This window comes from Streptomyces sp. NPDC058371, assembly GCF_042723265.1.
In the GTDB taxonomy this organism is placed as follows: Bacteria; Actinomycetota; Actinomycetes; order Streptomycetales; family Streptomycetaceae; genus Streptomyces.
In genome coordinates, this window is sequence record NZ_JBHXJC010000012.1 from 277010 (window position 1) to 288789 (window position 11780).

Consider the following 11780-nt stretch of genomic DNA (forward strand, 5'->3'; position numbering starts at 1 on the left):
TTGTCACCGGTGGATCATCCGGCGTTCTTGCGGTAGGCCCGCATGGCCAGCGGGAAGAAGACCACGATCACACCGGCCATCCAGGCGAGGCTGCCGAGCAGCGAGTCGGTGACCGGGCCGCCGTTGAGCAGGCCGCGGACCGCGTCGGCCACCAGGGAGACGGGGTTGACGTCGGACCAGGCCTGGAGCCAGCCGGCCATCTTGTTGTCGGAGACGAAGACGTTGCTGGCGAAGGTGAGCGGCAGGATCAGGATGGTCATCAGGCCCTGCACCGAGGCGGGGTTCTTGATCAGCATGCCGAGGTACACCGAGATCCAGGAGAAGCTGAGCGCGAAGCCGATGAGCAGGGCGACCGCGGCGAGCGAGGCGACCGGGTCGGTCTCGACGCGGTATCCCATGACCAGGGCCAGGACGACCAGGGTGCCCAGGCAGGCGACGTAGCGGACGATGTCGGCGAGGACGGCGCCGATCAGCGGACTGGAGCGGGCGATCGGCATGCTGCGGAACCGGTCGAAGATCCCGGTACTGGCGTCCGCGCTGAGCGAGGCGCCGATGCCGATGCTGGCCTGGAAGACGGCCATCACCATGACGCCCGGGGTGACGTGCTGCAGATAGCCGTGGGTGTCCCCGCCGGACATGGCGTCCCCGAACAGGTAGATGAACATCAGCAGGCTGATGATCGGGGTGAGGATCACATCGACCAGCTGCATCGGCGACTTCATGAACTTGGTGACGCCGCGGCCGGCAAGGGCGAGGCTGTGCTGCGTGGTCTGCGCGAGGCCGATACGGCCGGAGAGCTCGGTGTGGGCGGGGACGCTGAGGGTCTGGGTGCTCATGACGGGGTCCTCTCGGGGATGTCTGCGCGGAACGGGAGAGCCGGGTGCTCAGACGCCGACGGGCCGGCCGTCGCCGACGGGCTGCCCTTCGCTGACGGGTTGTTCGTCGGTGACGGCGGGCGCGTGTCCGGTCAGGGCGAGGAAGACCTCGTCGAGGCTGGGCAGCCGCAGACCGAGTTCGTCGGCCGTGATGCCGGCGCCGTCCAGTCGGCGGGCGACCGCGGCGACGAGCAGCGGGTCGTCGGCCGGCACGGTGAGTACGCCGGAGTCCTGCGCGGGCGAGTGGCCGGACAACTCGGCGAGCACCTGCGCCACTTGCGGCGCATCGGCGGCCATGGCGGGCCGGACCTGGAGGATCTGGCCGCCGACGCGCCGCTTGAGCTCACCGGGCCGGCCTTCGGCGACCTTGCGGCCCTTGTCGAAGACGGTGATCGAGTCGGCGAGCTGGTCGGCCTCCTCCAGGTACTGGGTGGTGAGCAGCACGGTGGAGCCGTCGGCGACCAACTGCCGTACGACATCCCAGACTTCCTGCCGGGCGTGCGGGTCCAGGCCGGTGGTGGGCTCGTCCAGATAGAGCACCTGGGGCCGGCCGACCAAGGAGGCGGCCAGGTCCAGACGCCGTCGCATGCCGCCGGAGAAGGTGGCGATCGGCTTGCGGGCCGCCTCGGTGAGGGAGAACTTCTCCAGGAGCTCGGCGGCCCGCGCCCTCGCGTCGCGCCGGGACAGGCCGAGCAGCCGCCCGATGAGCACCAGGTTCTCGGCGCCGGACAACGCCTCGTCCACGGAGGCGTACTGACCGGTCAGCCCGATCAACTGCCGGACTCTGACCGGGTCCTTCACGACATCGTGGCCGCCGATGCTGGCGTGCCCGGCGTCGGGGCGCATCAGCGTGGCCAGGATGCGCACGGTGGTGGTCTTGCCGGCGCCGTTGGGGCCCAGGACGCCGACGACCTTGCCGGCCGGCACCTCCAGGTCGACGCCGTCCAGGGCGGTGAAGTCGCCGTACTTCTTGACCAGTCCCTCGGCCCGGATCGCATACGCCATGCTCAACAACTCCTCGTCAGGTCCTCGTCGTTCTCGACGACCCTGACGATGCCGGGCCCCGCTGACAGCCCCCGGCCGGCCCACTGACAGCGGCCGCCGACAGCTGTCAGCGGCGCTCGGACGCCTCCGCGAACAGGCCCGGCATCTGCCTAGGCCGACGGTTCGCACTCGTTCGCGTCTGCCCTCCGGTGTACGCGGGCGGCGTCACGCAGAGGACACTCACGCGGCCGCCGCCGCCGACTCCTCCTCCACCTCCTCCACCTCCGCCGCCTCCTCCTCCGACGACGGTCGGGCTTCGTGGATGGCCGGGGAACGACCTGCCGGCGCCGGCCACGCACCACTTCTCGAGTGGTCCGCGGCCACGCACCACCTCTCGTGTGGGCCGCGCCCGCGACCACGCCCTCTGTGAAATCAGGCCGCCCTCGGTACGATCCGGCCGCCTCCGTACCGGGCCCGCCGAAGCGGCTGACGTGGCGCCGGTGCCCGTATGAGGATGTCGGCATGTCCGAGACCAAGAGCCCGCTGCCCCGTGAGGTCGCCGACGCCTACGTCGACGAGCTCATAGCCCTCGACCCGGTCACCGGCACGGTGCTCGGCGTGCAGGAGAGTTCCAGCCGCCTGCCCGATCTGTCGCCCGCGGGGCAGGAGGCTCTCGCGGCGCTGGCGCGGGCCACGCTCGTCCGGCTGGACGAGGCGGAGCGCCGGCCCGGCGGGGACACCGACGTGGAGCGGCGCTGCGCCCGGCTGCTGCGCGAGCGCCTCACCGCCGAACTCGCCGTGCACGAGGCCGAGGAGGGCCTGCGTTCGGTCGGCAACATGGCCACCGTCGCGTACTGGGTGCGCCAGATCTTCACCATGACGCCGACGGAGACGGACGAGGACTGGGCGCGCATCGCCGAGCGACTGCGCGCGGTGCCCGCGGCGTTCGCGGGCTACCGCGAGTCCCTGGCCCTGGGGCTGGAGCGCAAACTGCACGCGGCTCCGCGTCCGACGGCCGCGTTCGTCGTGCAGCTCGGCGAGTGGGCGGACACGGGCGAGGGGCGCGGCTGGTTCGACGACTTCGCCGCCGCCGGCCCCGAGGCGCTGCGCCCGGAGCTGGACGATGCGGCCCGGGGCGCCACCGCCGCCGTGGTAGAGCTGCGGGAGTGGATGCGCGACGTGTACGCGCCCGCGGTCGAGGGCGCCCCGAACCCGGTGGGCCGCGAGCGCTACGCCCGTTGGTCGCGCTTCTACAACGGCACGGACCTGGACCTGGACGAGGCGTACGCGTACGGCTGGTCCGAGTACCACCGGCTGCTCGCCGAGATGAAGACGGAGGCCGAGAAGATCCTGCCGGACGCCGAGTCGCCGTGGGCGGTGCTGGCCTACCTCGGCGAGCACGGCAAGCACATCGAGGGCGTCGACGAGGTCCGCGACTGGCTGCAGGGCCTGATGGACGAGGCGATCGAGCAGCTGGACGGCACGCACTTCGAACTCGCCGAGCGAGTACGGCGGGTGGAGGCGTGCATCGCCCCGGCCGGCACCGCCCCGTCGCCCTACTACACGTCCCCGTCGGAGGACTTCTCCCGCCCCGGCCGCACCTGGCTGCCGACGGGGGGCAGGACCCGCTTCCCGGTCTACGACCTGGTCTCCACCTGGTACCACGAGGGCGTCCCCGGCCACCACCTCCAGCTCGCCCAGTGGGCACATGTCGCGGACGACCTCTCCCGCTACCAGGCCTCGGTCGGCATGGTCAGCGCCAACGCCGAGGGCTGGGCGCTGTACGCGGAGCGGCTGATGGACGAACTGGGCTTCCTCAAGGACGCGGAGCAGCGGCTCGGCTATCTGGGCGCGCAGATGATGCGGGCCGTCCGGGTCATCGTGGACATCGGCATGCACCTGGAACTGGAGATACCGGCGGACTCCTCCTTCCACCCGGGCGAGCGGTGGACACCGGAGCTGGCGCAGGAGTTCTTCGGCGCGCACACCAGCCGCCCGGCGGCGTACGTGGAGAACGAGCTGACCCGGTATCTGACGATGCCGGGCCAGGCGATCGGCTACAAACTCGGCGAGCGGGCGTGGCTGCTGGGCCGCGAGAACGCAATGAAGCGGCACGGCGACGCCTTCGACCCGAAGGCCTGGCACATGGCGGCCCTCTCCCAGGGCTCACTGGGCCTGGACGACCTGGTGAACGAGCTGTCCCAGCTCTGACCGGTTGCGGCGGCGTCGTAGCGGAGCTGTCGTGGGCCCAAATCCAGCCCCCCGCACCCGCACCCACCAAAGTGGTTGAGAGCCTCTGCCCAGCAGGACCGGTCAGAGGCTCTCGGTTGCCCCTTGGCCGTGGCTGACCCTGGTCATCCACGGTTCCCCGGTCTATTGGCTATCGACTATCGGGCACGTGACGGGTACGACCCTTCAATGCCTCCGCAGGCAGCCCCGCCCTCCCGGCTAAGGTCTCGACAAGTTCGAGGCACTCGTACGCCGGATCAACTCCGCAACGTGCACCGCCTGTTCGGGGTGGGCCCACAGCCGTACAGGCCCGTCAGACGATTCACACTCGATCACCAGCGCCCTAGTTGGCAGCCGCAGCATTTCGCGGAAGGTCGCTTGGCGTGCACGGATGTAGCGCAGATCTCCCGGGAGTTCACGCAGCCGCGTCCATGACCAGCGAGGCTTCCACTGGAACTTGCCTCCAGCCCGTACCCGGCCAGGGCTGTATCGGCGCCCCTCGTCCGGCAGGTTGGCCCCGACCTGGAAGAAGACTGCCTCCCCTGCTTCGGCCTGGGTGGCTGTTCGTCGCGCTCGCCGCGCCACGAGAAGCGTCCCGATCACCATGCCGACGACGGCACACAGTCCCGTAATCATGCGCGGAGTAAAGCAGGCGGCCAAGCCGATTCGCCAAGGGGTTGGGCATGCCTCTGCACGACCGCCTCGGCGCCATGCAAAAGCCCTCCGGCTCAGGGCAGTTGCTTCTTGGTCTGGGGCGAGCCGGGTCACCGCGGTCGACTCGCCCCAGAGTTGTTCGTGTCCAGATCGGCGAGCAGCCGGATACGGATGCTGCCCCGAAGCGATCCAGCGGGCCGCGACCGGACCCAACCCCTGGACTGGCCCCGGCCCCTGGACCGGAGCCAACCCTGGACTGGACGCATCACACGACTGCGGGAGCTCACCCGGAGCAATCACGGCCACGGCCGGAGAGACAGTCGCCATGGCGGTGTCCCACCTTCCCGTCGGCATCGGCCCGGCCGTGGAGGGAACCGCCGACCGACATGCGTGACGCGCGCGATCGCCGCTGCGCCCTGCCGGAACGACGAGCTGCGACTCCGCCGAACTGAATGTCGTCGGCTGACATGTCAGGCTTCGGGGGCCGTGAGGTGTCTCCGGGCTGCGGCCCAGACGTCTTCGAACTCCTCGAAGGTCAGCGGCTCCTCGACGTGCCCCTCCCAATCGCTGACGGGCGACTCGGCAGTGAACCCGTACCGGGCATCGCCGTCCTCGGCCGACGCGGCTGCGATGGGTCGCCGAGCAGGCCCTTCGAGTTCGACCTGCCGGCTCACCCAACCGTCGTCGCCGACCTCGAAGTAGAACCACGTGTCTTCTTCGTCCCAGTAGCTGCGGAACCATCGCGTCACCAGCTCATCCTGGCCCACCGCTGTTGTCCTCCGACAGCTCGATGGTCAATCGAACCAGACGACGAGCCGTACGTTCTCCGGGCCGTGCAGCCCACCCAGTGTCCGCATCACTTCCCAAACCGGTCCCCAGTGGGTGGCGTCGCCCGCGACCGCGCGACGGCTGCGTGCACCGGAGTTGTCGGTCTCGTCCCAGTTGGCAGCGGTCAGTTCGGCCCCGGTGATCCAGGTGGTGCCATGGGAGTACCCCGGTCCGAGGTGTGCGATGAAGGCCGCACACACCCCGTCGGAGACATCCTCCGGCAGGCCGCGATCTTCGGCCAGCGGCTGGAACCCGAAGGAGTTACGCACCCCGAAGAGGCAGGCGAGTGCGTCGTAGGCATTGCCGGTGTTGAGGAGGAACAGGTCGATGGCGGCCGTCCAGACGGCGTCCTCGTCGTCCTCGCCCCAGATCCGGGCTCCTGGCCTGCACTCGATCATTCCGCTCATGTCGGTGGACATGCTCGGATTCTGGCGGGCGGAGATGGGGCCTGTCGTCCGGGTTTCGCGACGGCCGCTCCCCGCGAGGGATCTGTGGGGTGGAGGGGGCAGGGGCCTCGGACCACGCTGCGGTCCGCTCAATGCGCTGGAGATCGCATCCACTGCACGAGTCCTGACAGCGCGTTGAAGAGATCCTCCTCTGTCTGGAGGAGGCGGTGCTCAGGGTGGCCCTGACCGCTCTCGACGTCTGCGTGGTCGAGTTCTGCTTCGCCGGTGTCCAGACGGTGACGGTGGCGAGTCGGGCATTGGTGCTGAGGGTCACCCATGGGCTCGCCTCGCTCCGGCCGTCGGCCGAAGAGGTACCGAGCTCACAGCCGATTGCCGCTGCTCGGACGCCGGTTCCTTGGTCGCTGCACCAGGCGGCAAGTACATGAGGGAAGTCGGTCATAGTCACTCCGGCGGAAGAGTCCGCACCGGAGCGGTGGCCAGCGCGAAGGACCCGGGGCGGCTCGGGGGAGGAATGTCTTCGCCGGCGGAGGACGTCCCGCAAAGATCAGGCATTCCGCCACTCCTCGGTGCCACAGCCAACTTCGTAGTGCCACCACCCTTCCTCTTGCCCTTGATGCAGGAGCGCCTTGATCCCGGCGAAGTCCGCGTCGGCCGGTGCGGTGAAGGCCACCATGGGGAAGTCCTCGCTGAAGACCTCGCCTCCGAGCCCGAACGCCGACAGGCGCTGATGCACCGCCTGGGGGCTGCGGCCCAAGGGGCCGGCAGGGACAGGCACGACGCGAATCGTGCAGTTGCCGGCGGTGCTGACTCGCCCAACGGCCCAGTGGAGGCCGTCGGCATCGGTCTGATACCGAACCACGTCACCTTCAGCGACCCCGTCCTGAAGGAAGGGGATGTTCTGCACGATGGCTGTGTCATCGCCGATCTTCGTTGCCCACAGGCCCTCTGTGTCCTGCGGGAACCAACCCTCGCGAGGAACGAACCGGAACCAGACCTTGATCTTCTCGACCGTGCTCTGCATGACCGGCATCATGCGCCGCCCGGAAACGGCGCTTCTCACCGGGGCTGCGCTGGTCGCCTTGCGTTGCCAAGGCGTGCACGTACGCGCGACCGACCTGCTCCTTCTGCCAACTCGTTGCCTCAGTAGCCATGCCCATCCCCCGGTTGCGTGATCGCGACGGTAAGTGGGTTCTACAGGTGAGGGAATGCCGAATACGCGGGCCAACTTCCGCCGTCCCCTGTTGCGGGCACCTTGGGTACCGATTGGCGAACGCACAGGTTCAGCGGTGGGACGGTTGACGTGCGCTGGTTGCGAGATGCGGGGCCGCCTGGGAGATCCCGACCAAGATCTTCTTCCAGGTTCTCCCAAACCATCTCCGGAGACGCAGGAAGGGCCCGATCCTCAGAGAGGATCAGGCCCTTCACCTGGCGTTTCAGCTGTCGGGGTGGCGGGATTTGAACCCACGACCTCTTCGTCCCGAAGCAACTTGGGCGGTCTGTTGACCTTGGGCCGGTGACTGGCTCACCTGCTGCGACTGTCCGCAGCTGCGCGCGGTTGTCCGCCCCCGTTCGTCGGCGTTGTCACGCAGTTAGACACTCATCGCGCATTGCTAGCAGGTGTGTCCGCGGCTGGCGGCAGCTCTCTGCTGTCATCCATGGCTTGGCCGACGCTCGTGCAGAACTCAGTGAAGCCCCACTGGGCGCCGGGGGCTGACGTAAACGAGGCGAACGCTCCAACGTGCTCGCCACTCACGGCTATGTCCAATGTGCCCTGCTTACCCATGCGCGCACTCGGACACTGTCGAAGGTCCTGCGCGAACATGGGTCTGGTCTGTCTGCCCTGTCCCAGCCAAGCACCCCAGTAGATGGTCCGGTCCGTGAGGAAGAGGACTCCATCCTGCGGACCGTCCCACAGGTTCCGTGCGGGTGCACTGGCAATCTTTCGTTCTCCAGGCACAAGTGTGGGCTCGATGCTCCGCCAGTACTCCGCCTGAGCTTTGTCGTAACGCCGCTGTGCCCACCGCCGCAACATCGCCGGCAGCCCTTCTCCCTCAGCTGCGCTCAGTATCGTGCGCTGTCCGGCGTAGCACTGTGTTCGGGTGATTTCGCACCGGGCGGGTCATGACCGTCGAGTAGCTGCGACTGCCGGCAGAGGCAGGCGCTTAGATGATGCGGCAAGCCCTCTGGCTGGGCGTGGCAGGAGGGTTTAGAAGGCGCACCGTTAGTTCGCCCGCAGGGGACCGCTGACCTGGGTGGTCGTGCGGCTTGGCGACACAATGCCTGCCGACTCCGACATGCCCACTTCGGCGGTCCGGACGGCCCTCGGCGGCTGTAGATTGACTGTCACTGTCGGTTGTCGTCGAGTGACCTCGGGATGCGGCGGATGGCCGAGGGCGACCCGGGACAGCAGCATGGGCACTCGACATGTAAGACATGAAGCGGCCACCTCTCCGATCACCCTTCGGTCCTTTCACCTTGACCTGGCCATACCGGCCACACGGAAGCGCGACCGTGGGTAGCCTGCACCTGTGCAGCCGGACAGTTTGGCGAAACTGCGAAAGGCCGAAGAGTTTCTGACCGTGGCCGACATTGCCCTGTCTGGCGACTGCTTCGATGCAGCTGTCAGCCTCTCGGTATCGGCAGCCATTAATGGATCCGATGTCCTATGCTTGGAAATTCTTGGGCGATATTCTACTGGGAAGAGTCACGCTGAAGCACTTTCCTTATTACGCAAATGTGGAAGCGCGGGCGCAACGGTTTCGCGCCATCTGCAAAAGGCGTTAAGGGTCAAGACTAAGGCGCAATACTCACCTGCAAGATGCCCCGGAAAGGAGGCGGAAGACACTTACAAACACGCCGAAAGACTGATTGAGTTTATAAAGGCTTGGATTAGGCAGAACGGAAGATAGGTGGGACCTCTATAATGGTTCGATGCTTCGTGATTGGCCCCATCGGAAATAAGTTTGCTCCGATTGGTGACCACGGGCGACAGGTCTACGAAGATTCGTTGCAAGTTTTCGAAGAGGTAATTCAAGGAGCCTGCCAAAAAGTCGGGATCGACCCAGTGAGGGCTGATCAAATCGCCGTAGCGGGCGAGATTACCGAGCAGGTTTTTCGACACCTGCTGGAAGATGACGTGGTGATCGCGGACGTAAGCAGCGGAAACCCGAACGTCATGTACGAACTAGGCCTGCGCCACACGACAGGCAAGCTCACTATCCAGATTGGCGAATTTGGTCAGCTCCCCTTCGACATCACAGCAATTCGCACTATTCAGTTCTCTCGCTCGCCGCGCGGGTTGATCGATGCAAGAAACGAGCTTGAGAGGGCGCTGCAGGCTGGCTTGCTGGACGGGCAGGACCCTCTTACGGCTACGCGAGTCTGGCGAGACGTGCAAAGCGGGAAGCCAGAGGTAGAACTCCCGCCGCCCGACATTTCAGGTGCGACAGAGCCCGACGACGATGCCCCCGGCCTCTTGGAAACGATGGGGGAAGTCGAGGACGGACTGCAATCCATGGTCGACGATGCCAATGGCATCACTGAGGCCATCGAGCAAATCGGCATGGTCACAGAATTTTCTGGTGCTGAGATGGAGAAGGCGAATCAGTCGGGCGTCCCAAACAGCAGTCGCCTAGCCCTTGTCGCCAAGTATGCAGCAAACATCAAGGGCCCCGTTGAGAAACTTGAAGAGGCTTCTGCAAGTTTCGCGGTCCACATGAACTCGATCAATGATGGAGTGAGAGCCCTTCTCCAAATCATTCAAACCGCTGATCCAGATGACCGACCGGAAGGTTGGAGCGAGTTCTTGGACCAACTGATCAGCATGGCTGAATCATCTCGCGAAGGCATGGAAGGGCTGAACTCCTTCGGCACTGCCGCAGAAGGTATGGGTTCACTCAGCAGGCAACTCCGAGGTCCGGGAAAGAAGATCAATGGCGCAGTAGCCAACATGCGCAAGGCCATCGCCGACATCGACGCCTGGGAGCGCACTGCTCAATCCATCCGAAAGGCGACCGAGGCGTAGCGGGTTTGGCCGGTGGCCTGCCCAGTCTCGGATCTAGCACGATCCGGGGGCCGTACGCTAGTTGGCAACTCGGGCAGGCTTTGGTCCGTGCCTGACCTGCTCCACGACCCGGTCACCCTCGGCCTGCTGAGGATGGCCTCGGCCCGTGACTCCGACCGCTGGTACGGACAGATTTGCCGCACCGGCGGCTGCGCGGACCCCATCTACCTGACCGGCCGGACCCTCGCCAACGGCAAGGTTACCGGCGAGATCCCACACCACTACTCCGCCGAAAGCGAGCTGTGCGGACGCCTGCGCGTCGCCTGCGGCAACAGCCGCGCCTCCCGCTGCGCCTCTAGCCGCCGGCTGGCTACCTCAGGGATTGGTCAACTGCAAACCGCAAGGTTGGCCGAACGACCGAGCGCTAGACTGCTCCCGCTACGAGAAAGAGGTCGAAGATGGCACGCCCTAGGGCATTTATTAGCTTTCAGATGGAAGATCGTTGGGCTCGGGACTTCCTGAAAGAACACGCTCGAAATCCAGGAAATGAAGTCGATTTTGTCGACTACTCAGTCCAAGACCCTTTCGATTCCTCATGGAAGACGCAGTGCAGGCTTCGCATTGCTCAAACTAAGGGGACAATCGTCTTGATTGGCCCCACGACTTACCAATCAGAAGCGGTGGATTGGGAGATCAGAGAGACGATCAACCAGAATCATTACCTCTTCGGGATCCAGATTTCCTCAGACAAAACGCATCGCGTTCCGGACGGCATTCCGTCATCGGCTGTCATTCGCTGGAACTTCTCGCAGATTTCGACCTGGCTGTCCACTTGGGTGTGATGGGTGAATTACCTAGAGCAAGTAGCCGGAGCCATCAGGGCCGAGATTCCTCCATCTGCGCTCCCGTCCGGCAACGTTGACGATTTGTTCAACCTCTACGCAGTCCTAGCCTTAACGAAGGGCGTTGACGTCACAGCGTCGGACGTGCATGACACCTGGTCTGCCTGGCAGATTCAACAAGACCCGGCACACGCTTCCATTCGGCCATTTGGCCAACTCACTGCAGCTGTCCAACGCCAGGACGCCGTCTTTGTACGGGCCATCAGAAAAGTCGCCAGCGCATCCGGACCGGCGGATCCCGTGAGTAACGCCCTCCTTCCCTACGGTGTACCCGACACTCCGGAAGAGGGTGAGCGACTATTCGAACTCTATAAAATCATGGTGCAAAGCTCCGAAAGTCTGGTCAACAGAAGGCAAGGGGTGAATACCTTCTTCATCACTGTCAACGGCGCCATCCTGACGGGGCTCGGATTCTTCATCAAGGCAGGAGGGAAAGAGGAGCTGAAGGCGCTAGGCGTTCTATTGATCGCTCTCACAGGCTTCATCCTCGCCCATGCATGGAAGAGTCTAATTATCTCATTCGGGCAACTAAACACCGGCAAGTTCGCCGTAATTAACCGTATCGAGAGATTTCTCCCAGCTGCTATTTTCTACGCAGAGTGGGAAGCGCTGGAGCGGGGAATGAACCCGAAGGTCTACCGATCCTTTACCTCTCGCGAAATCTGGGCCCCCAATTTGCTGATGATCCTCTATGGATTGGCCGCTATCGGCTCCGCCCTCATCGCTTGTGGTGCTTGGCGCGTTTAATATCCGACTCCGCGTAACGAATAGGTCGGCGGAGCGACTTTGGGCTGGAGCTGCCATGGGGCGAGTGATCATGGCCCCGTAAGCTTCCGGCGCGTCGGGCAGTCTGTGGACCTGCCCGTTAAAGCACGACGTTGGGGCCATGATCTTCGAG

The 11780-nt window shown here is 65.4% G+C and carries 11 protein-coding genes; 6 read left to right on the plus strand and 5 right to left on the minus strand.

Going from position 1 to position 11780, the window contains the following annotated elements; all coding sequences use genetic code 11:
- Positions 1-14: 14 nt before the first annotated feature.
- Entirely contained in the window at positions 15-836 is an 822-nt protein-coding gene (locus tag ACFWM2_RS30030; protein ID WP_383286442.1) for an ABC transporter permease, read from the minus strand.
- A 48-nt stretch (positions 837-884) separates the two neighbouring features.
- Positions 885-1880 carry an ATP-binding cassette domain-containing protein gene (locus ACFWM2_RS30035; protein WP_383286444.1) on the minus strand — a complete coding sequence of 332 codons (996 nt, stop codon included), beginning with the start codon at positions 1878-1880 and terminating at the stop codon, positions 885-887.
- Between the two features lie 501 nt (positions 1881-2381).
- On the opposite strand from ACFWM2_RS30035, the gene ACFWM2_RS30040 reads away from it, so the two are divergent.
- Positions 2382-4070 (plus strand): DUF885 domain-containing protein, encoded by a 1689-nt coding sequence (locus tag ACFWM2_RS30040; RefSeq protein WP_383286446.1) that lies wholly within the window; start codon positions 2382-2384, stop codon positions 4068-4070.
- A gap of 1142 nt (positions 4071-5212) precedes the next feature.
- On the opposite strand, the gene ACFWM2_RS30045 is transcribed toward ACFWM2_RS30040, so the two are convergent.
- The 3 genes from ACFWM2_RS30045 to ACFWM2_RS30055 all read right to left on the minus strand — a co-directional run bounded on the left by ACFWM2_RS30045 (position 5213) and on the right by ACFWM2_RS30055 (position 7010).
- The gene (locus ACFWM2_RS30045) at positions 5213-5491 is read right to left on the minus strand and encodes a hypothetical protein (RefSeq protein ID WP_383286491.1); all 279 of its coding nucleotides are present in this window, start codon (positions 5489-5491) and stop codon (positions 5213-5215) included.
- Positions 5492-5536: 45 nt separating this feature from the next.
- Positions 5537-5989, minus strand: coding sequence for a hypothetical protein (locus tag ACFWM2_RS30050; RefSeq protein ID WP_383286448.1), 453 nt, complete (start codon positions 5987-5989; stop codon positions 5537-5539).
- Between the two features lie 532 nt (positions 5990-6521).
- Positions 6522-7010: a DUF4265 domain-containing protein gene (locus tag ACFWM2_RS30055; RefSeq protein WP_383286493.1), complete on the minus strand. Its 489-nt coding sequence runs from the start codon at positions 7008-7010 to the stop codon at positions 6522-6524.
- Between the two features lie 1495 nt (positions 7011-8505).
- On the opposite strand from ACFWM2_RS30055, the gene ACFWM2_RS30060 reads away from it, so the two are divergent.
- From ACFWM2_RS30060 to ACFWM2_RS30080, 5 genes are all read left to right on the plus strand, one after another.
- The gene (locus tag ACFWM2_RS30060) at positions 8506-8886 is read left to right on the plus strand and encodes a HEPN domain-containing protein (RefSeq protein WP_383286450.1); all 381 of its coding nucleotides are present in this window, start codon (positions 8506-8508) and stop codon (positions 8884-8886) included.
- A 29-nt stretch (positions 8887-8915) separates the two neighbouring features.
- On the plus strand, positions 8916-10001 hold the full coding sequence (locus ACFWM2_RS30065; protein WP_383286452.1) for a hypothetical protein: 1086 nt from the start codon (positions 8916-8918) through the stop codon (positions 9999-10001).
- A gap of 132 nt (positions 10002-10133) precedes the next feature.
- A complete protein-coding gene (locus ACFWM2_RS30070; protein ID WP_383286495.1) occupies positions 10134-10502 on the plus strand; it encodes a replication initiator in 369 nt (122 codons plus the stop codon).
- On the plus strand, positions 10439-10822 hold the full coding sequence (locus ACFWM2_RS30075) for a TIR domain-containing protein (protein WP_383286454.1): 384 nt from the start codon (positions 10439-10441) through the stop codon (positions 10820-10822). Before ACFWM2_RS30070 ends, ACFWM2_RS30075 begins: the two co-directional genes overlap by 64 nt.
- Positions 10823-10966: 144 nt before the next feature.
- Positions 10967-11629, plus strand: coding sequence for a hypothetical protein (locus tag ACFWM2_RS30080; protein ID WP_383286456.1), 663 nt, complete (start codon positions 10967-10969; stop codon positions 11627-11629).
- Positions 11630-11780: the final 151 nt, after the last annotated feature.

Bases quoted from the DNA above. Each gene is read 5' to 3' on its own strand.
- ACFWM2_RS30070 (WP_383286495.1), top strand. From the start codon at position 10,134: ATGGCCTCGGCCCGTGACTCCGACCGCTGGTACGGACAGATTTGCCGC.
- ACFWM2_RS30075 (WP_383286454.1), top strand. From the start codon at position 10,439: ATGGCACGCCCTAGGGCATTTATTAGCTTTCAGATGGAAGATCGTTGG.
- ACFWM2_RS30050 (WP_383286448.1), bottom strand. From the start codon at position 5,989: ATGTCCACCGACATGAGCGGAATGATCGAGTGCAGGCCAGGAGCCCGG.
- ACFWM2_RS30040 (WP_383286446.1), top strand. From the start codon at position 2,382: ATGTCCGAGACCAAGAGCCCGCTGCCCCGTGAGGTCGCCGACGCCTAC.
- ACFWM2_RS30035 (WP_383286444.1), bottom strand. From the start codon at position 1,880: ATGGCGTATGCGATCCGGGCCGAGGGACTGGTCAAGAAGTACGGCGAC.
- ACFWM2_RS30055 (WP_383286493.1), bottom strand. From the start codon at position 7,010: ATGATGCCGGTCATGCAGAGCACGGTCGAGAAGATCAAGGTCTGGTTC.
- ACFWM2_RS30030 (WP_383286442.1), bottom strand. From the start codon at position 836: ATGAGCACCCAGACCCTCAGCGTCCCCGCCCACACCGAGCTCTCCGGC.